Genomic DNA, 26,325 nt, shown 5'->3' with positions numbered 1-26,325 from the left:
AAGTGCTACCGATTTGCTCAAGACCACAGTTCGCGTCGCGCGGCGTCTGTTCACCCCGTTTGCGTCACCGCCCACCCAGCCCCGTTGCGACGTCGTTTTCAGGCTTTATTGAATGCCCATTCAAGTTTAGGCATGGCATTTGCGTTGTCTTCGCCAAGCCCCCAGCCAAGTGGGCAATAACAAGAGCCTGCGCCTGGGCCATTCTCTGCATTAGTGTGAGGAGATACTGCGATGACGTCGTTCAACTCCGGGGCTCAACCCCAGAACCGTGCGCCTCAATCCATCGGCTTTTTGTTGCTGGACAATTTCACGCTCATTTCCCTGGCCTCCGCGATAGAGCCCTTGCGCATGGCCAATCAGTTATCGGGCCGCGAGTTGTACCGTTGGTCCACGCTCACTGCCGATGGCAGTCAGGTGTGGGCCAGTGACGGCCTGCAGGTGACCCCCGATGCCAGCATGCACAAGGCCCCGGCGCTGGACATGGTGATTGTGTGCGGCGGTATCGGTATTCAACGCACTGTTACCCGCGAACACGTTTCATGGCTGCAAGGCCAGGCGCGTCAATCCCGCCGTTTGGGCGCGGTGTGCACCGGCAGTTGGGCCCTGGCGTATGCCGGTTTGCTCGACGGTTTTGATTGCAGCGTGCACTGGGAGTGCCTGGCGTCCATGCAGGAAGCCTTCCCGCGGGTGTCGATGAGCACCCGTTTGTTCACCCTGGACCGTTGCCGGTTTACCAGCTCGGGCGGGACGGCGCCGCTGGACATGATGCTGCACTTGATCAGCCGCGATCATGGGCGCGAGTTGTCAGCGGCGATTTCCGAGATGTTTGTGTACGAGCGTATTCGTAACGAGCAAGACCATCAGCGCGTGCCGCTCAAGCACATGCTCGGTACCAATCAGCCCAAATTGCAGGAAATCGTGGCGTTGATGGAGGCCAACCTTGAGGAGCCCATCGACCTTGACGAGCTGGCTGAGTACGTGACCGTGTCTCGCCGCCAACTGGAGCGGTTGTTCCAGAAATACCTGCACTGCTCGCCGTCGCGTTATTACCTCAAACTGCGGCTGGTGCGGGCCCGGCAACTGCTCAAGCAAACGCCGATGTCGATTATCGAAGTGGCGGCAGTGTGCGGGTTTGTGTCGACACCGCACTTTTCGAAATGTTACCGCGAGTATTTTGGCATCCCGCCACGCGACGAGCGCGTTGGCTCTAACACGGCGCAACAGACCACGCTGGTGCCGATCCCGCAGTCGTTGCTGCTCAGCCCGCTGGCGGGGCCGATGTCGGCGTTGAATCAGGCGCGCAACGAATCGACCTTCGCCAGTGTGAGGGTGTAGCGCACAGGTCGAACCCGGCGGCGATCAGGTGCGTTTGAAACGCACCAGCCCCGGTAGCAGTTGTTGGTCGATGGCCTGGCGCACCGCTGGCAAGAGTGTGGCGTTGCCGGTGTAGAGCTTTTCGACCATCTGCTTGAGTGCCTGCGCGCCGGTTTCACTCAAACCGCACACCGCGCTGTTGCAGGCGTGTTCCGCGCTGCCCGACACCTCAAACCCCAGCGAGCGCAGCTGGTTGACCAGGTCCACTTCATCAATCAAGTCCGCGTGCATCATGTTTTTATCCTTCTGCGAGGCATGAACGTGAAGGGATTCTGGTCGCGCCTTAAGCGATGGGCAAGCGCACGCTGACTGGATGTCTGATTTGCCTAAAAGCAGGTCGTTTTCAGGCCTTCAACAAGGCGGCGCACGCCGTTTTGTAAGCGTCATGTTGATATTTGTTGAGCGACGCAGGCAGTTCGAACGCGTGCTTTTTGAATTGCGCGGTCAAGGTTTGCGGCGAGAGCAATTGCACGTCGCAGTTGTCCAGCAACTGGATGATGCCCTCGATCTTGAACGTGGTCGGGCCACCGGCAAACTCGCCTTTTTTACTGCGTTTTTTGATCGCGATGCGTGTGATGCCGTGGGCGCTGACAAACGCAGCAAGCTGGGCCGCGAAGGCTTTGACCTGAGCGGCGTCTTCATCGTTGTCGAGGGCGATTTTTTTGGTGCTGAGGGGCATGTGTTCCACCCCGTTCTGGCTTTTATGGGCCAAGGCGAAGATGGCTTCGCTGCCTTTGATATCGATGCCGCAAATAGTCATAAGAAACCTGGTCAGTAAACAAAGGAGCAGATGGTCAGAACTGGTAGTTCTGACAGTAGAAACACGGCGGGCGGTGATGGATAAGTAGTGGCTCAGAGCGACGCACTGCATCGCTTGCTCTGATTTAAAGCCCGATTTATGTCTAATTATAGGAAGCATGAATATGAGCACTAAACAATTGTCCGCCCCTCAAGTATTTGCCCCTGCCGGTAGCACACCGCTCACTGAAATTTCGATCTCAACCTACAGAACGGAAGTGATCATAGTTATTAACGGTCTGCCAGGAGGAACGACCGTCACAACGGACTTTAAAGTTGAAGGTACTGGGGCTAAACACGATAAAGGAACTGCTGTGGCTAACCAGCCACTTAGGATTCCCCTGCAAGCAGCATCGTATAAGCTGCATGAGAATAAGGATGCAGAAATAACTTACACGATCGATGGTAGCGGAGACATTTCACCTCCGTTGAAAATCAAGATCGTCAAGTAATAAAGTCAGCATTTAAGGCAAGCCTTCGCACGGTCGCCAAGGCTTGCCTTTTCAGTGTCATGCCCCTCACTCCTGGCCAATCGACTCCAAGAACTCAGAGCGGTCGTCGCTGACGGCTGCAATGCAGTCGTTTTGGGCAATGTTGAACGCCTCGGTGCCGGCCGTGGCAGGGAACACCACGACGGCGCAATCGGCGTCACGCTGGTGCAACCACAGCGACTGGGCGGTTTTGATTTTGCTGGTGATGTTGTTGAGTTGGGTCGGGTTGCTGCCATACAGCGAGGTCATGCGGGCTTGCAGGGCTTCGTAGTTGTCGGTCAGCAACTGCTCGGCGGCGTTGCGGCTGAACACCGAACACGCCAGGGTTTGCCGGTCGTTTTCGACCGCATCACAGGGGTTGTAGTCGGCATCATCGGCCGCGTATACGCCGCTGGTGATCAACGCCAAGGCCAGGAGAATCGATTTCATTGCGCCTTCCTAATCCAGAGTTGGGACCGATTCTGGCTGAACCGCCTCTCAAATAACAGTCAGGCAGCATAGGCCATTAAGCGGCGGCTATGCGCTTTGTCGTGGCTTGACGCTTTCTGCAATCGCGCTGTCGCTTTTGCACCCGGCCGTTTTTGACCCCCGGCCTATGCTGGCCCCACAGCGCCGGCAGACGATTCGGCGCCGCAATCGCCACCGAGGGGACGCCTGATGAGCCCAGCCGAGTTGCACGCCGACAGCATCGTTATCGACGGGCTGATCATTGCCAAATGGAACCGCGAACTGTTCGAAGACATGCGCAAGGGCGGCCTGACCGCTGCCAATTGCACGGTGTCGGTGTGGGAGGGGTTTCAGGCCACGATCAATAACATCGTCGCCAGCCAGACACTGATCCGCGAAAACAGTGACCTGGTGATCCCCGTCAAGACCACGGCCGACATTCGCCGCGCTAAAGAGCAGGGCAAGACCGGGATTATTTTTGGCTTCCAGAACGCCCATGCGTTTGAAGACCAATTGGGCTATATCGAGATTTTCAAACAGCTCGGGGTGGGCGTGGTGCAGCTGTGCTACAACACGCAGAACCTGGTGGGCACCGGTTGCTACGAGCGTGACGGCGGGCTCTCGGGTTTCGGTCACGAGGTCGTGGCTGAAATGAACCGCGCCGGGATCATGTGCGACCTGTCCCACGTGGGTGCCAAAACCTCGGAAGAGGTCATCCTCGCCTCCACCAAACCGGTCTGTTACTCGCACTGCTTGCCATCCGGCCTTAAAGAACACCCGCGAAACAAATCCGATGCCGAGCTCACATTCATTGCCGACCATGGGGGCTTTGTCGGCGTGACCATGTTCGCGCCGTTTTTGGCCAAGGGCATCGACTCGACCATCGACGATTACGCCGAGGCCATCGAGTACACCCTCAACCTCGTGGGCGAAGACGCCATCGGTATTGGCACCGACTTCACCCAGGGCCACGGGCAGGATTTTTTCGAAATGCTGACCCATGACAAAGGCTACGCACGGCGTCTGACCCGCTTCGGCGAGATCATCAACCCGCTGGGTATCCGTACGGTGGGCGAGTTCCCCAACCTCACTGAAACACTGCTCAAGCGCGGCCACAGCGAGCGCCTGGTGCGCAAGATCATGGGCGAAAACTGGGTCAACGTGCTCAAGGACGTGTGGGGCGAGTGACGACCGCAGGCACGCGCTGCGCTCATTTGCGCCAGCGCCAGGCAACTCAGTGAATCAATTTCTGGAGTGGTACCTATGGCTAAAATCGCCCCGCAACTGCCCATCGAAGTCGACAGCGAAACCGGCGTCTGGACCTCCGATGCCTTGCCGATGCTGTATGTGCCGCGGCACTTTTTCGTCAACAACCACCGGGGCATCGAGGACGTGCTGGGGGCCGATGCGTACGCCGAGATCCTCTACAAGGCCGGTTACACATCTGCCTGGCATTGGTGCGAGAAAGAAGCCGAATGCCACGGCCTTGAAGGTGTTGCGGTGTTCGAACATTACATGAAACGCCTGTCGCAGCGCGGCTGGGGGTTGTTCAACATCCAGGCCATTGACCTCGACGCAGGGACGGCCACGGTGACGCTCGAACACTCGTGCTTCGTGTACGTCTACGGCAAGGTCGGGCGCAAGGTCGACTACATGTTCACCGGCTGGTTTGCGGGGGCGATGGACCAGATTCTGCAAGCCCGTGGCAGCCCGTTGCGCACCGTTGCCGAGCAGGTTTATAGCGGATCGCAAGAAGGCCACGACCACGGCCTGTTTACCGTCAAGCCGTTGTAAGTCGAGGATCGGGATATGGCGTTTGAAGCGATGTTTGAGCCGATTCAAATCGGTAAATTGACCATCCGTAACCGTGTGCTCAGCACGGCCCATGCCGAGGTGTATGCCACCGACGGCGGCATGACCACCGAGCGCTACGTGCAGTACTACGAAGAAAAGGCCAAGGGCGGCATCGGGCTGGCCATTTGTGGCGGCTCATCGGTGGTGGCCATCGACAGTCCTCAAGAGTGGTGGAGTTCGGTCAACCTGAGCACCGACCGGATCATCCCGCACTTCCAGAACCTGGCCGATGCGATGCACAAGCACGGCGCCAAAATCATGATTCAGATTACCCACATGGGCCGTCGCTCGCGTTGGGATGGCTTCAACTGGCCTACCCTGATGTCGCCGTCGGGCGTGCGCGAGCCCGTGCACCGCGCCACCTGCAAAACCATCGAGCCCGAAGAGATCTGGCGCATCATCGGCAATTACGCCAGCGCTGCGGGCCGCGCCAAGGCGGGCGGGCTGGATGGCGTGGAACTGTCGGCGGTGCACCAGCACATGATCGACCAGTTCTGGAGCCCGCGCGTGAACAAGCGCACTGACGAGTGGGGGGGCAGTTTTGAAAACCGCATGCGTTTTGGCCTGGAAGTGCTCAAAGCGGTACGTGCCGAAGTCGGCCCGGATTTCTGCGTAGGCATTCGCCTGTGCGGCGACGAGTTTCACCCCGATGGCCTGAGCCACGAGGACATGAAGCAGATTGCCAAGTATTACGACGACACCGGCATGCTCGACTTCATCGGCGTGGTCGGCTCGGGCTGCGACACCCACAACACACTGGCCAACGTCATCCCGAACATGAGCTACCCGCCGGAGCCGTTTCTGCACTTGGCGGCAGGCATTAAGGAAGTGGTCAAGGCGCCTGTGCTGCACGCTCAAAACATCAAAGACCCGACCCAGGCCACGCGCATTCTGGAAGGCGGTTATGTGGACATGGTCGGCATGACCCGTGCCCACATCGCTGACCCGCACCTGATCGCGAAAATCAAAATGGGCCAGGTCGATCAGATCAAGCAATGCGTGGGCGCCAACTATTGCATCGACCGTCAGTATCAGGGACTGGACGTGCTGTGCATTCAGAACGCCGCCACCTCCCGCGAATACATGGGCGTGCCGCACATCATCCAGAAGTCCACCGGCCCTAAACGCAAGGTGGTGATCGTGGGTGCGGGCCCAGCGGGCATGGAAGCGGCGCGTGTCGCGGCCGAGCGCGGGCACAACGTGACCCTGTTTGAAAAGCGCGAGGCCATGGGCGGGCAAATCAGCCTGGCCGCCAAAGCCCCGCAGCGGGACCAGATGGCGGGCATCACGCGTTGGTTTCAGTTGGAACTGGCGCGCCTGAACGTTGATGTGCGGCTGGGAACAGCGGCCGATGAGGCAACGATTTTAGACCTGCGCCCCGACATCGTGGTGCTGGCCGTGGGCGGGCACGCCTATGTGGAACAGAGCGAACAGTGGGGCGCCGCCCAAGGGCTGGTGGTCAGCAGTTGGGACATCCTTGATGGCAAGGTGGCGCCGGGTAAAAACGTGCTGGTGTACGACACCATTTGCGAATTCACGGGCATGTCCGTGGCCGACTTTCTGGCCGAGAAAGGCGCGCAGGTCGAGATCGTCACCGACGACATCAAACCCGGCGTGGCCATCGGCGGCACCTCCTTCCCGACCTATTACCGCAGCCTGTATCCCAAAGAAGTGATCATGACTGGCGACATGATGCTCGAGCAGGTGTACCGCGAAGGCGACAAGCTGATAGCCGTGCTGGAAAACGAATACACCGGGGCCAGGGAAGAGCGCGTGTTGGACCAAGTGGTGGTGGAAAACGGCGTGCGCCCGGACGAAGCGCTGTATTACGCACTCAAGCCCGGGTCGCGTAATAAAGGGCAGATTGACGTTGACGCGTTGTTCGCGATCCAGCCCCAGCCGTGCCTGAGCGAGGCGGGTGACGGGTACAGGTTGTTCCGCATTGGCGACTGTGTGGCGCAGCGCAATGTGCATGCGGCGATCTATGACGCGCTCAGGTTGTGCAAGGACTTCTGAAGGGGCACCCGGCCCGCTTCTGCCATCGGGAAAGGGCCGGGTTAAAGCATGTGTTTAAACCGAATGTTGATGGGAGCCACCCATGCTGAACATCCTTGTTCCCCTCCTGATAGTGGCGGCACTGTGCCTGGCCCTTCTCGGCGCGCGACGGCGAATCAACCTCTGGCGTCAAGGCCGCCCCTCCCGCGTTGACCTGCCTGGCGGCTTGCTGGCCATGCCCAAGCGCTACATGAATGACCTGCACCACGTCGTGGCCCGCGACAAGTACATGGCCAACACCCACGTCGCCACGGCGGGCGGTTTTGTGCTGGCGGCCGTGTTGGCAATTCTGGTTCATGGGGTGGGCGTGCATCAGCGTGTCCTCGCCTATGCCCTGCTGGGTGCCACGGCCCTCATGTTTGTGGGGGCGCTGTTTGTCTTCAAGCGTCGCCTCAACCCGCCGAGCCGTCTGTCCAAGGGCCCGTGGATGCGCCTGCCGAAAAGTCTGCTGGTATTTGCCGCGAGTTTTTTCACCCTGACCTTGCCCGTGGCGGGTGTTGTGCCCGAAGGCGCTGGCGGCTGGATGCTGGCGGCGCTTTTGTGTGTGGGCGTGGCGTGGGGCGTGGGCGAATTGTTCTGTGGCATGACGTGGGGCGGGCCGATGAAGCATGCGTTTGCCGGGGCATTGCACCTGGCGTGGCACCGGCGCCCCGAGCGATTTGGCGGCGGGCGTTCCACCGGTTTGAAAGCCCTGGACCTGACCGACCGCCGCGCCCCTTTGGGCGTAGAAAAGCCTGCTGACTTCACCTGGAATCAGCTCCTGGGGTTTGACGCCTGCGTGCAATGCGGCAAATGCGAGGCCGCGTGTCCGGCCTTTGCCGCAGGCCAGCCGCTGAACCCGAAAAAGTTGATTCAAGACATGGTGGTGGGCATGGCGGGGGGCACCGATGCTCACTTTGCGGGCAGCCCTTACCCCGGCAAGCCCCTCGGCGTACACGGTGGCAATGCGCATCAGCCCATCGTCAACGGCCTGGTGGACGCTGACACCCTGTGGTCTTGCACCACCTGCCGGGCCTGCGTCGAGGAGTGCCCGATGATGATCGAGCACGTGGACGCCATCATCGACCTGCGACGTTTTCTCACGCTGGAAAAAGGAGCCACACCCAATAAAGGCGCGCAGGTGCTGGACAACCTGATCGCCACGGACAACCCCGGCGGTTTCGCACCGGGCGGGCGCATGCATTGGGCCGCCGATTTGAACCTGCCGCTGATGCGCGACAAGGGGGCGGCACACGTGCTGTTTTGGGTCGGTGACGGCGCGTTCGACATGCGCAACCAGCGCACCCTGCGGGCCTTTGTCGCCGTGCTGAACGCCGCTGGCGTCGATTTCGCAGTGCTGGGGCTTGAAGAGCGCGACAGCGGTGACGTGGCCCGGCGTCTGGGCGATGAAGCCACGTTTCAAACATTGGCCGCGCGCAATATCCAGACCCTGGCGCAGTACACCTTCAGCCGCATCGTCACCTGCGACCCCCACAGCTTTCACGTGTTGAAAAACGAGTACGGCGCCTTGGGCGGTGACTATCAGGTGCAGCATCACAGCACCTACATGGCCGAGTTGATCGCGGGCGGTCGGCTTGAGCTCAAACCGGACACCGGAGGCCGCGTGACCTATCACGACCCGTGTTACCTGGGTCGCTATAACGGCGAGTACGACGCCCCGCGTCAGGTGTTGCGTGCGCTGGGGCTGGAGGTGCAGGAGATGCAACGCTCCGGGTTCCGCTCCCGCTGTTGCGGCGGCGGTGGCGGGGCGCCGATTACCGACATCCCCGGCAAGCAGCGCATCCCTGACATGCGCATGGACGACATCCGAGAAACCGGCGTCGAACGGGTGGCCGTGGGCTGCCCGCAATGCACGGCCATGCTCGAAGGCGTGGTAGCGCCGCGCCCGCAGATCAAAGACCTAGCCGAACTGGTGGCCGATGCATTGGTGGCATCCGCCACCGCGCCCGGCGCCACAACCCACAATCTCCCGCAGGTGATCGCATGAGTGACGTGCTTCGTCGTGACCCGCATGCCGAGTGGATCGCCCGCAATCGCCTGCACCCGCTGCATGCCACCTTACAACCCGCCCTTGAGCGCTGGAGGGGGCCTAATGGCGTGCTGCGAAAAAACGTCCACGGTGTGGGGTTTATCGGCCCGCAGGGGCTTAAGCGCATTGATCGAAGCGGTGGCCAGCAAGGCGGATCGACCCGGCGTGTGGCCAGTGCGCAGGTTCAACGGCCGCTGCATCAGGTGCCGAGCCCTGCGTTCTACATCGCCGTCGTGCCCGACCTGCCGGGTGGTCGCCTGAGCGCGCATGATCGCGACGTGCTCGGCATGGCTCATGACCTGGCAGGCAGCGAAGGCGCGGTATTGGCCGTGGTATTCGGTGAACACAAAGAGCGTGCTTTTGGTGACGCCGGGGTAGACCGATTACTGGTGCTCGCTCATCAAGGTTATGCACCGGAACAGCAGGTGGTGGGGTTGCAGGCTGTGGATAACCAATTTTCGCCTCGCCATTGGTTGTTGCCCGACAGCCGCGAAGGCGGCGGTGAGCGCGGACGCCGGTTAGCCGCCCGTATCGGCGAGCGGCCAGCCACCCGGGTGTGGCAGCTCAAGGACGGGCTGTGCATCGGCCGCGCGGGCGCAGGCGTTCACGACCTGCAACAACCCGTGCCCCGCGTGATTCTGGCGGCGGCCGAATGCGCCGAGGCGGTGAGCGACACCCGCCACGAAGCCCTGGCGGTCGAGTTATCCACACCCCCTGTCGCCAGCTTGCCGCGAATAGAAGACCTGGGGCCGGTTGACGTGGATCCGGCGGCGATACCGATGGCTGAAGCGCCGTTCATTCTCAGTGGTGGCAATGGGGTTAAAGACTGGGGGCTTTTCCACAGGACCGCTGCGGCATTGGGCGCCACTGAAGGGGCTTCCCGGGTGGCCGTGGACGCGGGCTTCATGGCGCGAGAGCGGCAGGTAGGTGCCAGCGGCACCTGGGTGACGGCCCGCGTGTATGTGGCGGTCGGGATCAGTGGTGCCATTCAGCACCTGCAAGGCATGGGCGCCTGCGACAAAGTCGTGGCGATCAACCTCGACCCCGCCTGCGACATGATTAAACGCGCCGACCTCTCGGTGATTGGCGATGCGGCCGCGATGCTTGAGGCGTTGATTGCCGCTGTGGATAAGTGGCGGCAGACGCATGCGCGTGATGCGGCGTAAGCGCACCCTGACCCCAACCCTCTGCCGGAGGAGGTGGGGCTTTGATTTGGAGAGTGATTGATGAGCATCCCCACCGTTGTATTGGTGTCAATCGGGATACACCCTGCGTCACAGCGCGCCCGCCGTGCCGAACAGGATGCCCGCGCCGTTGAAATGGGACTGCAACTGGCCGGGGATAACGTGCATGTCCTGCACGCCGGCAACCCCCATGAGCCCGTATTGCGTGCCTACCTGGGCATGGGGCTGGCGCAACTGCATGTATTGGAGCAATCCCCACACGCCGATGCCGTGCCCGTGCTGCGCGATTATCTGCGGGAAGCGGGTGTGCAACTGGTTCTTGCCGGCAACCAGGCAGAAACCGGCGAGGGTTCCGGCATGCTCCCGTACCTGCTGGCCGAGCAACTGGGCTGGCCTCTGGTGGCCGGGGTGGCGCAGATCGAATCTATCCACAATGGCGTGGCCAGCGTGTTGCAAGCCTTGCCCCGTGGGCAGCGGCGCCGCCTGGCAGTGCGGTTGCCCTTTATGGCCACTGTGGATAACACCGCCCCCAGTGGTCGCCAAAGTGCTTACGGCCCGGCCACACGGGGTGAAATCCAGGCTCAAGTGGTAGAAGGCGTTGACGATCAGTTATCCACAACAGCCACGTTATCCCCTGCCAAGCCCCGGCCCAAGCGCCTCAAGGTCATCAAGGCCAAAAGCGGCGCCGACCGAATGAAAGCCGCGACAGCCAAGGCCGCAGGCGGCAGCGGGCGCGTCCTCACAGGGGTGAGCGCTGAAGAAGGCGCGCAGGCGATTTTGACCTTGCTGATCGAAGAAGGCGTGGTGCGCTAAGACTTGCCCACAAAGTCTGTTAGCGCTTATGTGGATAACGTGTTCGCTATCCTCTGTAAGCCTTATAAAACGTGGCATGCAGGGTTTTGGTCAAAAAACAGCCAAATACCTCTTTTATCGACCTAACCGTGGCTAAAGCCTTGAATATGGGCGGTTTCAAGGGCTTTTCCACAACCCGGGACACAGTGCATAAGTTGCGCACAATCTCTGTTGGCGGATGTGTGGATAACATGTTCGCTTTACGCTACAAGGCACGCAGAGTAAGGCTTCCAATGGTTTGTACGAAAATTGACCAATCGGCTGGTTTAGCCCTGTTTATCCACTTACCCACCATTGCTGTGGGTGTGCCTGTGGATAAGGTGTTCGTGAAGCGCTGTAGCCCTTTGTACGCGGGCTGTGGGTACGGCTGGTTAAAATTTGACCGCCCCTTCTGAAATATCCCGTTATACATTGAGCGCTACCGCTGGTTGAGGCGCGCCGGGTAGCAGGTCTACAAAGCGTGCTCCTTTCAGGCGTGAGGCCTACCCACATGACTGTTGTATTTCGACCGGCTCGACATGACGACGCGCACGAGATTGCACGTTTCTTCCAGATAACCTCCGAAGGGGGCGCGGATTACATCTGGAGCCTGATCGCAGAGCCGGGGGCGGACTTGCTGGCGGTGGGGACGGCTCGTTATGCGCGTGAGGGGGTGAACTTTTCGTATGAGAACTGCCTGATCGCGGAACATCAGGGGCGCGTGATCGGCATGATGCACAGCTACGTGATGCGCCACGACCCGCACGCCGAGCCGGTGACAGACCCCGTGCTGGCGCCTTATGCCGACATGGAAATACCGGACACGCTCTATATCTCAAGCCTGGGGCTGGACGAAGGCTGGCGTAACAAGGGGTTGGGGGCGAACTTTCTTCAAGCGGCTCAAGCGCGGTGCGATGAGCTGGGGCTGGCGGGCTTGAGCCTGATCAGTTACGCCGTCAATACCGGGGCGCTCCGATTTTATGAGCACCACGGTTTTCACACCGTTAAATCTTGCCAGGTAACGCCTCACCCGCTGATTCGGGTAACAGGAGAGGCGTATCTGATGAGTAGGCCGGTTGCCGGGGCGTCCAGCCGGTAGCCTCGGCGGCTGGTACGCACAGGCTGTCGACGGGTCGCGTTATTGCACGTTCACCTCTTTGAGGTACGGCGCGGGGGCGGCCCCGAGGTTGTGGAGCATCCGTTCGCTGTACCAGTCCACAAAGTTGATCACGCCAAATTCGTATGTTTTGGAATACGGCCCCGGTTGGTAAGCGGTGGAATTGATCCCGCGCTGATTTTCTTCGGCCAGTCGCCTGTCCTGGTCGTTGGTGGCGTCCCACACCTTGCGCATGCGCTCCACGTCGTAGTCCACGCCTTCTACTGCATCTTTGTGCACCAGCCATTTGGTCGTGACCACGGTCTCCTGCGCACTGATTGGCCATACGGTGAACACGATGATGTGGTCGCCCATGCAGTGGTTCCACGAATGCGGCAGGTGCAGGATGCGCATTGAACCCAGGTCCGGGTTTTTGATGCGCCCCATGAGTTTTGCACAGCCTTGTTTGCCATCCATCGTCATGGACACCGTGCCCTTGAGCAGCGGCATGCGCACGATGCGGTTGCGCAGGCCAAAACGTTGGTGGGCATGCGGGATGTGCTCGGCCTCCCACACGGCGGCAGACGCGGCGACGTGATCCTTGAACGCCTGATCGGCACGCGGGTCGGTGACGTCGTCCCATTCCAGCAAGGTTTTGAGCAGCTCCGGGTGCGAGGCATTGCAGTGATAACACTCGCGGTTGTTTTCCAGCACCAGTTTCCAGTTGGCTTTTTCCACCAGCGTGGTCTGGATCGCCACTTTGGTGTTTTCCATGGCGTAGGGTTCCATGTAGTGCTCGAGGGTGGCGAGGAACTCATCAATGGCGGGCGGGTGTTCGGCCAGGCTGATGAAGATGTAACCGCCCGCCGTTTTCACGTTCACCGGTTTGAGGCCGTACTGCTTCATGTCGAAGTCAGCGCCCATCTCCGTGCCGGCAAACAGCAGGCGCCCGTCCAGCTCATACGTCCACTGGTGGTAATGGCACACCAGCTTGGCGACTTTGCCTTTTTCAGTGGTGCACAGCCTGGAACCCCGGTGGCGGCACACGTTGTGAAAAGCATGCACCTGACCTTCTGCGCCGCGTATCACGATGATCGGGTTGTTGCCCACTTGCAGGGTCACAAAGTTGCCCTTGGCCGGGATCTCACAGGTCATGCCTGCGATCAGCCATTCCTTCTGGAAAATCTCCTGCATGTCGAGGGCGAACAAACGCTCGTCGTTGTAGAACGGCTGGGGCAGGGAAAACGTCCGTTCGCGGGTTTGCAACATCTCGGCGGTGGCCTTGCGTGCGGGTTCCAGTGGATCGCCCAGGCTCAGGGTTGCGGTGACGTCCATCGTGTGGTCCTCATGGCCATGGGGTGCGGCCTTCAAGTGGCGGGTCAAGGGTGCGACGCAAGGTGAAGCCAATGGCGCTGAGTGTGCGTTTCAAGCGTCCTGCGGCCCTGTCTGTGAGCGACATGGCCCAACCTGTTCCCGACGCCCGGGCGCCCGTTTTCTGGGGCTGGTCGCGATAAGCATGTGAATGTCGCGAATAGATAAATGGCCGTCACGGCGCATGCGCAGAATCGCCAGCAAGAGGCCGGCAGTCGGCCGTGGAGACGCGCATGTCCAACAGCTTTCTGAACCCGGTAACCACCCAGACCTGGGCCAACGGTCGCCACACCGTTCGCTGCGTTAAAGTGATTCAGGAAACCTGGGACGTGCGCACATTCTGTTTTATGGCGGACCAGCCGATCCTGTTCTTTTTCAAGCCGGGGCAGTTCGTGACGCTGGAACTGGACATCGACGGCGAGCAAGTCATGCGCTCGTACACCATCTCCAGTTCGCCGTCGGTGCCGTACAGCTTTTCCGTCACCATCAAGCGCGTGCCGGGCGGGCGGGTTTCCAACTGGCTGCATGACACCTTGCAGGAGGGGCAGGAGCTGGCGGTGCATGGCCCGGTTGGGCTGTTCAACGCCATTGATGCGCCGAGCCCCAAGGTGCTGTACCTCAGCGGTGGCGTGGGCATTACACCGGTGATGTCGATGGCGCGCTGGTTTTACGACACCAATGCCAATGTCGACATGGTGTTTATCCACAGCGCCCGCTCCCCCAAAGACATCATTTACCACCGCGAGCTGGAGCACATGGCCTCGCGCATCGATAACTTCAGCTTGCACCTGATCTGCGAAAAGCACGGGCTGGGCGAACCCTGGGCGGGGTATCGCGGGTATTTGAATCACAAAATGCTGGAACTCATGGCCCCGGATTTTTTGGAGCGTGAAGTGTTTTGTTGCGGCCCCACGCCGTACATGACAGCGGTCAAACGGTTGCTCGAAGCCAACGGGTTTGACATGAACCGTTACCACGAAGAGTCATTTGGCGCGACGCCGCCGCAGGTGCGGGCCGATGCCGAAGAGCAGGCCGGGCAGGCGGCCGATGCACCCGAACTGGATGCGGCCGAACTGAATCAGGTGGAGTTCACGGCGTCGGGCAAGAGCATCCGCGTGGGCCCGGCAGAAACCGTGCATGCAGCAGCGGCCAAGTTGGGGTTGATGATTCCCAAGGCCTGCGGGATGGGCATTTGCGGAACATGCAAAGTGTTGAAGCTGGGCGGCGAGGTGGAGATGGAGCACAACGGCGGGATTACAGAAGACGATGTGGCCGAAGGCTACATCTTGTCGTGTTGCAGTGTGCCCAAAGGGGATGTGCGGATTGAGTTTTAGCGTGAGCGTTTGCCCTTACCCCGACCCTCTCCCGGTGGGAGAGGGCGAGCAGCTTGTGAGGTTTGGTTTACAAACTGAAACGCGACACCATGCTGTTGAGGTCCACCGCCAAACGCGACAACTCATTGCTCGCTGAGTTGGTCTGGCTGGCACCGGTCGCGGATTGCACCGACAGGTCGCGGATGTTGACCAGGTTGCGGTCCACTTCGCGGGCCACTTGGGCCTGTTCTTCGGCCGCACTGGCGATGACCAGGTTGCGCTCGTTGATTTCCACTACGGCCGTGTTGATGGTGTCCAGCGCCAGGCCCGCGCCTTTGGCAATGTTGAGCGTCGATTCGGCGCGTTCGGTGCTGTTGCGCATCGAGTCCACGGCCTGTTCGGTGCCGCCCTGAATGCTGCCGATCATGCGTTCGATTTCGCTGGTCGACTGCTGCGTACGGTGTGCCAGTGCGCGCACTTCGTCCGCCACGACCGCGAACCCGCGACCCGCTTCACCGGCGCGAGCCGCTTCGATGGCAGCGTTCAAGGCCAGCAGGTTGGTCTGATCGGCCAAACCGCGAATCACGTCCAGCACTTTGCCAATGTCACGCGATTCGGCGGCAAGGTTGCCAATCAGGGTGGCGGTGCTCTGCACATCGCCGCTCATGCGTTCGATGGCGCTGACGGTCTCTTGCACCAGGTCGCGGCCATCACCGGCCGATGCAGTGGCACTTTGCGAGGCTTCGGAGGTGCTGACGGCGTTACGTGCAACTTCTTCCACGGCGCTGGTCATTTCATTGACAGCGGTCGCGGCCTGTTCGATCTCGTTGTTCTGCTGGGTCAGGCCTTTGGCGCTTTCGGCCGTTACGCAGTTCAGCTCTTCAGCCGCAGAAGCCAATTGCGTGGCTGAGCCTGAAATCTGCTGCAGGGTATCGCGCAGTTTGCCTTGCATCTTGGCCATGGCGTGTAACAAACGACCCGCCTCATCGTTACCATCCGCTTTGATCGAGCGTGTGAGGTTGCCTTCGGCAATGGCCTCGGCCGCCTCCAGTGCCTGAGCGATTGGCTGGGTGATGCTGCGGGTCAGGAGCAGGGCGCACACGATGGTCAGGACTGTGGCCAGTAACAGCAAGAACACCACCAGCTTGATCGCGGCTGAATACATGTCGCTGGCATGCTGGTTGGCTTCAGTGATTTGTTGGCCATTAATGCGCATCAGGTTGTTGAGTTCTTTGTTGATCGCTTCGGAGTTTTCCAGCAGTTCAGTGTTGAGCAGTTCGCGCAATTGATCGACCTGGTCATTGCGCGAGTAGCTGCGCATGCGGTCTTGCAATTGCCCGTACTGAACCATCAGCTGTTTGTAACGATCGTACACAGCTTGTTCTTGAGGGCTGCTGATGTACTTCTCGTATTGCGTTTCGGCCACGCGGATCTCTTGATTGCGCAGGTCCAGCAGTTCCATGGTTTTTTGCTGTACCTCGGGCTCGCGGTTGATCAGCAAGCGGTACGACAACACACGCAGGCGCAATGCCAGTTGGGTGAACTCGTCCAGGTTCTGGATGCTCGGCACGCTATTGGTGCTGATGTCCTCGGCTGCAGAGCGGATCTGGCCCATCTGGAGCAGTGCGCCAGCCCCCAGAATCAGCATCAGCGTGCCGATCAGCGCAAACCCTAAAAAGGCGCGCGGAGCGATATTCATATTGCGTAAAGACATGATGTTTCCTGAGGGATGAGGCGCGGTCCGTGCGACGTCAATGCGGGGTGTATATGACCTATCGGTCATAAGACTAAAGTCTTGAATGCCGTCCGTGAAAATGTTGCGCCACAGGCTTTGCCGACCGGGGGCGGGAACCTAGTTGGCCTGCCACAGTCTTTAGGGGGCTAAATGAACGGCGCCCCTAGCTAAATCGGGCTTTGCGGCCTGAATAACCCTGGCTTAGAGGGTGACTTTTCTTTATCGTACGCGCCCTCTGAAACTGCTTGAGATCTTCCCCATGATTGAGTCATCCCTTAGCAAACTGGAACAACTGGTCAGCGACCTGGTTCAGCAAAAGCAAGAACTGCTGGACGCCAACACTCAACTGAGTGCTGAACTGGCCCAGGCCAAAGACGAAAACGAAAGCCTGCAACTGAGCCTGATGGAACAGGAAGAGAAGCAGGGCGCCACCGCAGCACGCATTCAGGCCCTGGTTGAGCGCGCGAGCGTGAGCCCTGTCAACGCATGAGCGTGGACAGAGACGGTGTAAATGTCGTCTCGATTCTGGGTAACGACTACACGATCAAGGCACCGGAAGGGGAGCAACAAACCCTGATGGCCGCCACCGTGATGTTGAAAGCCGCCCTGGCCGAAACGAAAAGAAAGTACCCGAGCCTGATCGGGGACAAACTGTTGGTGCTGGCAGCTTTAAATCTGTGTTCGCAACAGATTGAACTGCAACTGAGCCACAAACAGGAACTCGACCGTTATCAAGAGCAAGTCAGCGCCACGGTCGACGTGATAGAGCGAACACTCGGGCAATCCTGATTAATTCGCCATGCTGTGCAGCGTCGTTGCCCAGGCACGAGGCTGCGATCGACTGCACAGCAATCGCACCCCCCGCTAAGGCCGTCGGTATGAAGAGGCGCACGCCCCCCTCACACCGCTAACAGGGCTTAGCCCGCCATCACTTCGCGAATATCCGCCGCCAGTTCCCGTACCCGGGCTTCTTCGGTGTCCCACGAGCACATGAAACGGGCGCCGCCTTTGCCGATGAAGGTGTAGAAGCGCCAGCCCTTGGCGGTCAGCGCTGCCACGGCCGGTTCCGAGAGTTGCAGGAACACGCCATTGGCCTGCACCGGAAACATTAGCTCAACCCCGTCAATGTCACTCACCAGCTCGCACAGTAACTGCGCGCAGTGGTTGGCGTGTTTTGCGTGTTTGAGCCATGCGCCGTTTTCCAGCAAACCGACCCACGGCGCCGACAAAAAGCGCATTTTCGAGGCCAGTTGCCCGGCTTGTTTGCAGCGGTAATCGAAGTCCACTGCCAGATCGTGGTCGAAAAACAGGATCGCTTCGCCCACCGCCATGCCGTTTTTGGTCCCGCCAAAGCACAACACGTCCACGCCGGCTTTCCACGACAGCTCGGCAGGGGAGCAGCCCAGGTAGGCACAGGCATTGGAGAAACGCGCGCCGTCCATGTGCAGCAGCAGCCCCAGCTCTTTGCAGGTGGCGCTGATGGCGCGCACTTCGTCAGGGGTGTACACGCTGCCCACTTCGGTGGCCTGGGTGATGGTCACGACGCGGGGTTTGGGGTAGTGGATGTCTTTGCGTTTAAGGGCGATCTCGCGGATCGACTCGGGGGTGATCTTGCCGTTTTCGGTGCGCGCGATTAGCAGTTTGGAACCGTTGGAGAAGAACTCCGGGGCGCCGCATTCGTCGGTCTCGACGTGGGCGGTTTCGGAGCAGATCACGCTGTGGAAGCTCTGGCACAACGCCGACAGTGCCAGTGAGTTGGCCGCCGTACCGTTGAAGGCGAAGTAGACCTCGCAGTCGGTTTCAAACAATTTGCGAAAGTCATCGGCTGCGCGCAGGGTCCATTGGTCGTCGCCGTAAGCGCGCTGATGGCCGTGATTGGCTTTTTCCATTGCAGACCAGACTTCAGGGCAGATACCGGAGTAGTTGTCGCTGGCGAATTGTTGGCTCTTATCAGTCATTTTCCGGTTCCAGGGTCGAAGTAATCGTGCACTTTAGCCAAGAATCCTGCGGGTGCACAGACACCGCTTAAGTGGCGGAAATCTCTTACACGAAAACCGGCGAAAGGCCGCTCTGCACTGTAGGGGCCGGGTGGCCGTGCGACATGCGTCACGGCCGCGAGCGCGAATCTCGCAGGCATGTCGTAAACGCACCATTGCGTGGCGTGCGTGGGCATTTGATCGCTGTGCGCCAGCCCTACCATCGGTCTCAAAGGGCAAGCCCTCACCCAGACCAAGGGCGCGCTGGCGCCGGGAGAACGCGATGTTCAGCAAGCAGGATCAAATTCAGGGATACGACGACGCTTTATTAGCGGCCATGAATGCCGAGGACCAGCGTCAGGAAGATCACATCGAACTCATCGCGTCCGAAAACTACACCAGCCAGCGTGTCATGCAGGCCCAGGGCAGCGGCCTGACCAACAAGTATGCCGAGGGTTATCCCGGCAAGCGTTACTACGGCGGCTGCCAGCATGTGGATAACGTCGAGCAACTGGCCATAGATCGCGCCAAACAGTTATTCGGCGCCGATTACGCCAACGTGCAGCCGCACTCGGGCAGCCAGGCCAACGCAGCGGTGTACCTGGCGTTGCTCAATGCAGGCGACACGGTGCTGGGCATGAGCCTGGCCCATGGTGGCCACCTGACGCACGGTGCCAGCGTGAGTTTCTCCGGCAAGCTCTACAACGCGGTGCAATACGGCATCAATACCGAAACGGGCTTGATCGACTACGACGAAGTGGAGCGGCTGGCGGTTGAGCATCAGCCAAAAATGGTCATTGCCGGTTTTTCTGCCTACTCCAAAACCCTGGATTTCCCACGCTTTCGTCAGATAGCCGACAAGGTAGGCGCCTATTTGTTTGTCGACATGGCCCACGTCGCCGGTCTGGTGGCCGCCGGCGTGTACCCCAACCCGGTGCCGTACGCCGATGTGGTGACCACCACCACCCACAAAACCCTGCGCGGGCCGCGGGGCGGGCTGATTCTGGCCAAGGCCAATGAGACGCTTGAGAAAAAGCTCAATTCGGCTGTGTTCCCCGGTGGTCAGGGCGGCCCGCTGATGCACGTGATTGCCGCCAAGGCCGTGTGCTTCAAAGAAGCACTGGAGCCGGGTTTCAAAACCTATCAACAGCACGTGATCGACAACGCTCAGGCGATGGCCGATGTGTTTATCAAACGCGGCTATGACGTGGTCTCCGGCGGTACGGACAACCATTTGTTTCTGGTCAGCCTGATCCGCCAGGGCCTGACCGGCAAGGATGCCGATGCCGCGCTGGGCCGCGCCCATATCACGGTCAACAAGAACGCCGTGCCCAATGATCCGCAGTCGCCCTTTGTCACCTCGGGCCTGCGCATCGGCACCCCGGCGGTGACCACACGCGGTTTCAAGGTGGCGCAATGCACGGAGCTGGCGGGCTGGATCTGCGACATCCTCGATCACCTCGGGGATGCCGATATTGAGGCGGACGTGGCACAGCAAGTGACGGCGCTGTGCAAAGACTTCCCGGTTTATCGCTGAGCGCGGTTTTGGAGTAAATCCTATGCAACGGTATTCAGGCTTCGGCCTTTTCAAGCACTCCCTCAGCCACCACGAAAACTGGCAGAAGATGTGGCGCACCCCCACGCCGAAAAAGGTGTACGACGTGGTCATCGTCGGTGGCGGCGGGCACGGTCTGGCCACGGCGTACTACTTGGCCAAGCAACACGGCATCACCAACGTGGCGGTGGTTGAAAAAGGCTGGCTGGGGGGCGGCAATACGGCGCGTAACACCACCATCGTGCGCTCCAACTATTTGTGGGACGAGTCGGCGCATTTGTATGAGCACGCGATGAAACTGTGGGAAGGCCTGTCCCAGGACCTCAACTACAACGTCATGTTCTCGCAACGGGGTGTGTACAACTTGTGTCACACCTTGCAAGACATGCGCGACTCGGAACGCCGGGTCAGTGCCAACCGCCTTAACGGGGTGGACGGTGAACTGCTTAACACGCAGCAAGTGGCCGATGAAATCCCGTACCTGGATTGCTCCAAAAACACCCGTTACCCGGTGCTGGGTGCCACGGTGCAGCGTCGCGGCGGGGTGGCACGTCACGATGCGGTGGCCTGGGGGTTTGCCCGGGCGGCCGATGCGCTGGGTGTGGACTTGATCCAGCAGACGGAAGTGCTGGGCTTTCGCAAGGAAAACGGCGTGTGTATCGGCGTCGAAACCAGCAAAGGCTTTATCGGTGCCAAACGCGTGGGCGTGGTCACGGCTGGCAACTCGGGGCACATGGCGCGTCAGGCCGGGTTCCGCCTGCCGATTGAGTCGCATCCGCTGCAAGCGCTGGTGTCCGAACCGATCAAGCCAATCATCGACAGCGTCATCATGTCCAACGCCGTGCACGGCTACATCAGCCAGTCCGACAAGGGCGACCTGGTGATCGGCGCGGGCATCGACGGCTGGGTCGGTTATGGCCAGCGCGGTTCCTATCCGGTGATCGAACACACGATTCAGGCGATTGTGGAAATGTTTCCCGTGTTGTCCCGCGTGCGCATGAACCGCCAGTGGGGCGGCATCGTCGACACGACGCCCGACGCATGCCCGATCATCTCCAAAACCCCGGTGCCCAACCTGTTTTTCAATTGCGGCTGGGGCACGGGCGGGTTCAAGGCCACGCCTGGCTCAGGCAACGTGTTTGCCGCCAGCCTGGCCAAGGGCGAGATGCACCCGCTTGCTGCCCCGTTTTCCCTCGAGCGTTTCCACAACGGCGCGCTGATTGACGAACACGGCGCTGCTGCCGTCGCTCACTAACAGGAGAAAAACCTATGTTACATATCTTCTGTCCCCATTGCGGCGAGTTGCGCTCTGAAGAGGAATTCCACGCGTCCGGGCAGGCGCATATCCCGCGCCCGCTCGACCCCAATCGCTGCACCGATGCCGAGTGGGGCGATTACCTGTTCTTTCGCGACAACCCGCGCGGGCTGCACCACGAACTGTGGAACCACGTGGCCGGTTGCCGTCAGTTTTTCAACGCGACCCGTAACACCGTGACGTACGAAATTCTTGAAACGTATCGCATCGGCAGCCAGCCACAGTTCACTGAACAGTCGCCTGCGCCCGCCCCGACAACGGCCCCCCGCGAGCTGGGAGAAAAGGTATGAGTCAGACCCATCGCTTGGCCCATGGCGGCCGCGTCAATCGCAGCAACGTGCTGACCTTTACCTTCAACGGGCAAACCTATAAAGGCTACGAAGGCGACAGCCTGGCCGCTGCGCTGCTGGCCAATGGGGTGCACATCATCGGCCGTAGCTTCAAATACGCGCGGCCACGGGGCATTTATGCCGCAGGCGCCGAAGAGCCGAATGCCGTGCTGCAAATCGGCGCCACTGAGGCCACGCAAATCCCCAACGTGCGCGCCACGCAGCAAGCGTTGTATTCAGGGTTGGTCGCTACCAGCACCAATGGTTGGCCCAACGTGAACACCGACATGATGGGCATTCTGGGCAAGGTCGGCGGCACGCTGATGCCGCCAGGGTTCTACTACAAAACCTTCATGTACCCGAAGTCGTTCTGGATGACCTACGAGAAGTACATTCGCAAAGCGGCCGGGCTCGGCCGTTCACCGACGCAAAACGACCCCGACACCTACGACTACATGAACCGCCACTGCGACGTGTTGATTGTCGGCGCCGGGCCTGCGGGGCTGGCGGCCGCATTGGCGGCGGCGCGCAGTGGCGCCCGGGTGATCGTGGCCGATGAGCAGGAAGAGTTCGGCGGCAGCTTGCTCGACAGCCGTGAAAGCCTCGATGGCAAACCGGCCATGGACTGGGTCGCCAGCGTGGTGGCCGAGCTTGGCGGCATGCCGGACGTGGTGCTGTTGCCGCGCGCCACGGTCAATGGCTACCACGATCACAACTTCCTGACGATTCATGAGCGCCTGACCGATCACCTGTGCGACCGTGCGCCGATTGGCCAGGTACGCCAGCGCATTCACCGGGTGCGGGCTAAGCGCGTGGTGCTGGCCACGGGGGCCTGCGAACGGCCGCTGGTGTATGGCAATAACGACGTGCCGGGCAACATGCTGGCCGGTGCCGTGTCCACCTACGTGCGTCGCTACGGCGTGGCGCCGGGGCGCAAATTGTTGCTGAGTACCAACAACGACCATGCCTATCGCGTGGCGCTGGACTGGCTCGACGCCAGCCTGCCGGTGGTGGCCATTGCCGATGCCCGCAGTAACCCGCGTGGTGCGCTGGTGGAAGAAGCGCGTGCCAAAGGCATCCGTATTCTGACTGGCAGCGCCGTGATTGAAGCGCGGGGCAGCAAACACGTCACCGGCGCCCGCGTGGCGGCGATCGACCTCACCGCCCACAGCGTCACCAGCCCCGGCGAGATGCTCGATTGCGACCTGATTGCCAGCTCAGGCGGCTACAGCCCGGTGGTGCACTTGGCGTCGCACTTGGGCGGCAAACCGATCTGGCGCGAAGACATCCTCGGGTTTGTGCCCGGTGACGCACCGCAAAAACGCGTGTGCGTGGGCGGCATCAATGGCGTCTACCGCTTGGGCGACAGCCTGGCCGATGGCTTTGAAGGGGGCGTGCGGGCGGCCAGTGAAGCCGGGTTCAAGGCCGTTGAAGGCATATTGCCCAAAGCCCTCCTGACCTACGAAGAACCCACACTGGCGTTGTTTCACGTGCCCCACGAAAAAGGCACGGCACGGGCGCCGAAACAATTTGTCGACCTGCAAAACGACGTCACGGCGGCGGCCATCGAATTGGCCACCCGCGAAGGGTTTGAGTCGGTCGAACATGTCAAACGCTACACCGCGCTGGGTTTTGGCACCGACCAGGGCAAGCTCGGCAACGTCAACGGGCTGGCCATCGCGGCGCGTTCGCTGAACGTCAGCATCCCGCAAATGGGCACTACCATGTTTCGCCCCAACTACACGCCCGTAACCTTCGGTGCGGTGGCGGGGCGTCACTGCGGGCACATTTTCGAGCCCGTGCGCTACACCGCGTTGCAGGCGTGGCACGTCAAACAGGGCGCAGCCTTTGAAGACGTCGGGCAGTGGAAACGGCCGTGGTACTTCCCGCGGCCCGGCGAAGATCTGCACGCCGCGGTCAAGCGCGAGTGCCAGGCCGTGCGCGACAGCGTCGGTCTGCTGGATGCCTCGACACTTGGCAAAATCGACATTCAGGGGCCAGACGCGCGGGAGTTCCTCAACCGCATCTACACCAACGCCTGGACCAAACTGGACGTGGGCAAGGCGCGCTACGGGCTGATGTGCAAAGAAGACGGCATGGTCTTCGACGACGGCGTGACCGCTTGCCTGGCGGACAACCACTTTGTGATGACCACCACCACGGGCGGCGCGGCGCGTGTGCTGCAATGGCTGGAGTTGTACCAACAGACCGAATGGCCAGAGCTGAAGGTGTACCTCACCTCGGTCACTGACCATTACGCGACCCTTACCTTGTCCGGCCCCAACAGCCGCAAGCTGCTGAGTGAGGTGACCGACATCGACCTGGACCGCGACGCCTTCCCGTTCATGAGCTGGAAAGAAGGCCAGGTGGCAGGCGTACCGGCGCGGGTATTCCGTATTTCGTTTACCGGCGAGCTGTCGTACGAGGTGAACATCCAGGCCGACTACGCCATGGGCGTGCTGGAAAAAATCGTCGAGGCGGGCAAACAGTACAACCTGACCCCCTACGGCACAGAAACCATGCACGTATTGCGTGCCGAGAAGGGCTTCATCATCGTCGGCCAGGACACGGACGGCTCGATGACCCCCGACGACCTCAACATGGGCTGGTGCGTGGGCCGTAACAAGCCGTTCTCATGGATCGGCTGGCGCGGCATGAACCGCGAAGACTGCGTGCGCGACGCACGCAAACAACTGGTAGGGCTCAAGCCGGTCGACCCAACCCAATGGCTGCCTGAAGGGGCGCAGCTGGTGTTCGACCCCAAACAGGCCATTCCCATGAGCATGGTTGGCCATGTGACCTCCAGTTACACCTGCGGCTCGCTGGGGTACTCATTCGCCATGGGCGTGGTCAAGGACGGCCTCAAGCGCATGGGCGAACGGGTCTTTGCCCCGTTGGCCGATGGCAGCGTGATCGAAGCAGAAATCGTGTCTTCGGTGTTTTTCGACCCCAAAGGCGAACGGCAGAATATTTGATGGGTGATCTCATGACGAGCGCAAACGTATACCAACAGCGTCCGGATTCGGGCGCCAAAGCCGAGTCATCCTTGCATCACGCCCGGTTGTCGGCACTCATCGGCAAGGGGCGGCAGAACCCCGGTGTCACCGTGCGCGAGAAAAAACTGCTGGGCCACCTGACCCTGCGGGGCGATGCCCGGGACCCGGCGTTCAGCGAGGGCGTGCACAAAGCGCTGGGCATTGAACTGCCAGTCGCGTTGAGCCTGGTGGCCAAAGGCGAAACGTCCCTGCAATGGATGGGCCCGGACGAATGGCTGCTGATCGTGCCCGGCGGTGAAGAATTCAGCGTCGAGCAGGCTTTGCGTGAGGCCCTCGCGGGGCAGCACATTGCGGTGGTGAACGTCAGCGGCGGGCAGCAACTGCTGGAGCTTCGCGGGCCGCACGTACGCGAGGTGCTGATGAAGTCCACCAGCTACGACGTCCACCCTGACAACTTCCCGGTGGGCAAGGCGGTGGGCACGGTGTTTGCGAAGTCGCAGCTGGTGATCCGGCATACGGGCGAAGACACGTGGGAGCTGCTCATCCGCCGCAGTTTTTCGGACTATTGGTGGCTATGGTTGCAGGATGCCGCGGCGCAATATGGGCTGAGTGTTGAGGCCTGAGTCACGGCTGGCCCCCACCCTGGCCCTCTCGCGCAGGGCCAGGGTGGTTGTTGTCACATTAAAACAATAAGGATTCCCCATGAGCCGCGCCCCTGACACCTGGATCCTCACCGCCGATTGCCCCAGCAAACTGGGTACCGTCGACGCCGTGACCCGTCACCTGTTTGAACACCAGTGTTACGTCACCGAGCACCATTCCTTCGACGATCAACGTTCCGGCCGGTTCTTCATACGGGTTGAATTCCGCCAGCCCGATGACTTTGACGAATGCAGTTTTCGCGGCGGGTTGGCGGATCGTGGCCAAGCCTTCGGCATGGCCTTCGAACTCACCCCGCCGCATTACCGCCCCAAAGTGCTGATTATGGTGTCCAAGTCCGACCACTGCCTGAACGACTTGCTGTACCGCCAGCGCATCGGGCAATTGTCGATGGACGTGGTGGCCGTGGTTTCCAACCACCCGGACCTGGAGCCGCTGGCCCAATGGCACGGTATCCCATATCACCATTTTGCCCTCGACCCCGACGACAAACCCGCGCAAGAAGCCCGCGTGTGGCAAGTGATCGAAGACACCGGCGCCGAACTGGTGATTCTTGCGCGCTACATGCAAGTGCTCTCGCCCGAGTTGTGCCGCAAGCTCGATGGCAAGGCGATCAACATTCACCACTCGTTACTGCCGGGGTTCAAAGGCGCCAAACCGTATCATCAGGCCTACGAAAAGGGCGTGAAACTGGTGGGCGCCACTGCGCACTACATCAACAACGACCTCGATGAGGGCCCGATCATCGCTCAGGGCGTCGAGGCCGTGGACCACAGTTACTACCCCGAAGACCTGATTGCCAAAGGCCGCGACATTGAGGCCCAGACATTGGCCCGGGGTGTGGGCTATCACATTGAACGGCGCGTTTTCCTAAATGGAGGTCGTACCGTGGTGCTGTGACGTGCCAGTGCCAACT

Annotated in this window: 24 protein-coding genes; 18 read left to right on the top strand and 6 right to left on the bottom strand. The window is 60.6% G+C overall.

Annotation, left to right across the window (positions count from 1 at the left end):
• Positions 1 to 231 precede the first annotated feature (231 nt).
• Positions 232 to 1,335 (top strand): GlxA family transcriptional regulator, encoded by a 1,104-nt coding sequence (locus tag HBN68_RS00615; protein WP_094992754.1) that lies wholly within the window; start codon positions 232 to 234, stop codon positions 1,333 to 1,335.
• 24 nt (positions 1,336 to 1,359) lie between these two features.
• Here the strand turns inward: HBN68_RS00615 and HBN68_RS00610 are convergent, their stop codons facing one another.
• Positions 1,360 to 1,608: a hypothetical protein gene (locus HBN68_RS00610; protein ID WP_169962110.1), complete on the bottom strand. Its 249-nt coding sequence runs from the start codon at positions 1,606 to 1,608 to the stop codon at positions 1,360 to 1,362.
• A gap of 109 nt (positions 1,609 to 1,717) precedes the next feature.
• Positions 1,718 to 2,134 carry a DUF3010 family protein gene (locus tag HBN68_RS00605; protein ID WP_094992756.1) on the bottom strand — a complete coding sequence of 139 codons (417 nt, stop codon included), beginning with the start codon at positions 2,132 to 2,134 and terminating at the stop codon, positions 1,718 to 1,720.
• A 163-nt stretch (positions 2,135 to 2,297) separates the two neighbouring features.
• Between HBN68_RS00605 and HBN68_RS00600 the strand changes: the two genes are divergently transcribed.
• On the top strand, positions 2,298 to 2,624 hold the full coding sequence (locus tag HBN68_RS00600) for a hypothetical protein (RefSeq protein WP_169962108.1): 327 nt from the start codon (positions 2,298 to 2,300) through the stop codon (positions 2,622 to 2,624).
• 66 nt (positions 2,625 to 2,690) lie between these two features.
• On the opposite strand, the gene HBN68_RS00595 is transcribed toward HBN68_RS00600, so the two are convergent.
• Entirely contained in the window at positions 2,691 to 3,092 is a 402-nt protein-coding gene (locus HBN68_RS00595; RefSeq protein WP_070412694.1) for a lysozyme inhibitor LprI family protein, read from the bottom strand.
• A 228-nt stretch (positions 3,093 to 3,320) separates the two neighbouring features.
• Between HBN68_RS00595 and HBN68_RS00590 the strand changes: the two genes are divergently transcribed.
• The 7 genes from HBN68_RS00590 to HBN68_RS00560 all read left to right on the top strand — a co-directional run bounded on the left by HBN68_RS00590 (position 3,321) and on the right by HBN68_RS00560 (position 12,162).
• Positions 3,321 to 4,298: a dipeptidase gene (locus tag HBN68_RS00590; RefSeq protein WP_094992758.1), complete on the top strand. Its 978-nt coding sequence runs from the start codon at positions 3,321 to 3,323 to the stop codon at positions 4,296 to 4,298.
• Between the two features lie 75 nt (positions 4,299 to 4,373).
• Entirely contained in the window at positions 4,374 to 4,904 is a 531-nt protein-coding gene (locus HBN68_RS00585; protein WP_169962106.1) for a 4-vinyl reductase, read from the top strand.
• Between the two features lie 15 nt (positions 4,905 to 4,919).
• Positions 4,920 to 6,980 (top strand): dimethylglycine demethylation protein DgcA, encoded by a 2,061-nt coding sequence (gene dgcA / locus HBN68_RS00580; RefSeq protein WP_169962104.1) that lies wholly within the window; start codon positions 4,920 to 4,922, stop codon positions 6,978 to 6,980.
• 82 nt (positions 6,981 to 7,062) lie between these two features.
• On the top strand, positions 7,063 to 9,006 hold the full coding sequence (dgcB, locus tag HBN68_RS00575; protein WP_169962102.1) for a dimethylglycine demethylation protein DgcB: 1,944 nt from the start codon (positions 7,063 to 7,065) through the stop codon (positions 9,004 to 9,006).
• The gene (locus HBN68_RS00570) at positions 9,003 to 10,214 is read left to right on the top strand and encodes an electron transfer flavoprotein subunit alpha/FixB family protein (protein WP_169962100.1); all 1,212 of its coding nucleotides are present in this window, start codon (positions 9,003 to 9,005) and stop codon (positions 10,212 to 10,214) included. Before dgcB ends, HBN68_RS00570 begins: the two co-directional genes overlap by 4 nt.
• Positions 10,215 to 10,274: 60 nt before the next feature.
• A complete protein-coding gene (locus tag HBN68_RS00565) occupies positions 10,275 to 11,045 on the top strand; it encodes an electron transfer flavoprotein subunit beta (protein ID WP_169962097.1) in 771 nt (256 codons plus the stop codon).
• Positions 11,046 to 11,574: 529 nt separating this feature from the next.
• Entirely contained in the window at positions 11,575 to 12,162 is a 588-nt protein-coding gene (locus tag HBN68_RS00560; protein ID WP_094992764.1) for a GNAT family N-acetyltransferase, read from the top strand.
• A gap of 39 nt (positions 12,163 to 12,201) precedes the next feature.
• On the opposite strand, the gene gbcA is transcribed toward HBN68_RS00560, so the two are convergent.
• On the bottom strand, positions 12,202 to 13,494 hold the full coding sequence (gene gbcA, locus HBN68_RS00555) for a glycine-betaine demethylase subunit GbcA (protein ID WP_169962095.1): 1,293 nt from the start codon (positions 13,492 to 13,494) through the stop codon (positions 12,202 to 12,204).
• A gap of 269 nt (positions 13,495 to 13,763) precedes the next feature.
• On the opposite strand from gbcA, the gene gbcB reads away from it, so the two are divergent.
• Positions 13,764 to 14,864 carry a glycine-betaine demethylase subunit GbcB gene (gene gbcB / locus HBN68_RS00550; protein ID WP_169962093.1) on the top strand — a complete coding sequence of 367 codons (1,101 nt, stop codon included), beginning with the start codon at positions 13,764 to 13,766 and terminating at the stop codon, positions 14,862 to 14,864.
• A gap of 67 nt (positions 14,865 to 14,931) precedes the next feature.
• Here gbcB and HBN68_RS00545 read toward each other — a convergent pair whose 3' ends face one another.
• Positions 14,932 to 16,557 carry a methyl-accepting chemotaxis protein gene (locus HBN68_RS00545; protein ID WP_249275333.1) on the bottom strand — a complete coding sequence of 542 codons (1,626 nt, stop codon included), beginning with the start codon at positions 16,555 to 16,557 and terminating at the stop codon, positions 14,932 to 14,934.
• A gap of 280 nt (positions 16,558 to 16,837) precedes the next feature.
• Here HBN68_RS00545 and HBN68_RS00540 point away from each other — a divergent pair, with 280 nt between their 5' ends.
• A complete protein-coding gene (locus HBN68_RS00540) occupies positions 16,838 to 17,068 on the top strand; it encodes a hypothetical protein (RefSeq protein ID WP_094992767.1) in 231 nt (76 codons plus the stop codon).
• Positions 17,065 to 17,367: a cell division protein ZapA gene (locus tag HBN68_RS00535; protein WP_047278128.1), complete on the top strand. Its 303-nt coding sequence runs from the start codon at positions 17,065 to 17,067 to the stop codon at positions 17,365 to 17,367. Before HBN68_RS00540 ends, HBN68_RS00535 begins: the two co-directional genes overlap by 4 nt.
• Positions 17,368 to 17,495: 128 nt before the next feature.
• Here HBN68_RS00535 and HBN68_RS00530 read toward each other — a convergent pair whose 3' ends face one another.
• Positions 17,496 to 18,536 carry a low specificity L-threonine aldolase gene (locus HBN68_RS00530; RefSeq protein ID WP_094992768.1) on the bottom strand — a complete coding sequence of 347 codons (1,041 nt, stop codon included), beginning with the start codon at positions 18,534 to 18,536 and terminating at the stop codon, positions 17,496 to 17,498.
• A gap of 301 nt (positions 18,537 to 18,837) precedes the next feature.
• On the opposite strand from HBN68_RS00530, the gene glyA reads away from it, so the two are divergent.
• The 6 genes from glyA (at position 18,838) to purU (ending at position 26,309) form a co-directional block, all read left to right on the top strand.
• Positions 18,838 to 20,091, top strand: coding sequence for a serine hydroxymethyltransferase (gene glyA / locus HBN68_RS00525; RefSeq protein ID WP_169962091.1), 1,254 nt, complete (start codon positions 18,838 to 18,840; stop codon positions 20,089 to 20,091).
• Positions 20,092 to 20,113: 22 nt separating this feature from the next.
• Positions 20,114 to 21,364, top strand: coding sequence for a sarcosine oxidase subunit beta family protein (locus HBN68_RS00520; RefSeq protein ID WP_094992770.1), 1,251 nt, complete (start codon positions 20,114 to 20,116; stop codon positions 21,362 to 21,364).
• 14 nt (positions 21,365 to 21,378) lie between these two features.
• On the top strand, positions 21,379 to 21,714 hold the full coding sequence (locus HBN68_RS00515; protein ID WP_094992771.1) for a sarcosine oxidase subunit delta: 336 nt from the start codon (positions 21,379 to 21,381) through the stop codon (positions 21,712 to 21,714).
• Positions 21,711 to 24,728, top strand: a complete 3,018-nt coding sequence (locus tag HBN68_RS00510) for a sarcosine oxidase subunit alpha (RefSeq protein WP_169962089.1) — start codon at positions 21,711 to 21,713, stop codon at positions 24,726 to 24,728. Before HBN68_RS00515 ends, HBN68_RS00510 begins: the two co-directional genes overlap by 4 nt.
• 11 nt (positions 24,729 to 24,739) lie before the next feature.
• Positions 24,740 to 25,372 carry a sarcosine oxidase subunit gamma family protein gene (soxG, locus tag HBN68_RS00505; RefSeq protein WP_169962087.1) on the top strand — a complete coding sequence of 211 codons (633 nt, stop codon included), beginning with the start codon at positions 24,740 to 24,742 and terminating at the stop codon, positions 25,370 to 25,372.
• A 79-nt stretch (positions 25,373 to 25,451) separates the two neighbouring features.
• Positions 25,452 to 26,309: a formyltetrahydrofolate deformylase gene (gene purU, locus HBN68_RS00500; protein ID WP_169962085.1), complete on the top strand. Its 858-nt coding sequence runs from the start codon at positions 25,452 to 25,454 to the stop codon at positions 26,307 to 26,309.
• Positions 26,310 to 26,325 lie beyond the last annotated feature (16 nt).

Source organism: Pseudomonas sp. WS 5078 (assembly GCF_012985745.1).
Classification (GTDB): domain Bacteria; phylum Pseudomonadota; class Gammaproteobacteria; order Pseudomonadales; family Pseudomonadaceae; genus Aquipseudomonas; species Aquipseudomonas lundensis_A.
The sequence above is the reverse complement of the archived record's forward strand: the minus strand, read 5'-3'. Positions and strand labels throughout refer to the sequence as shown.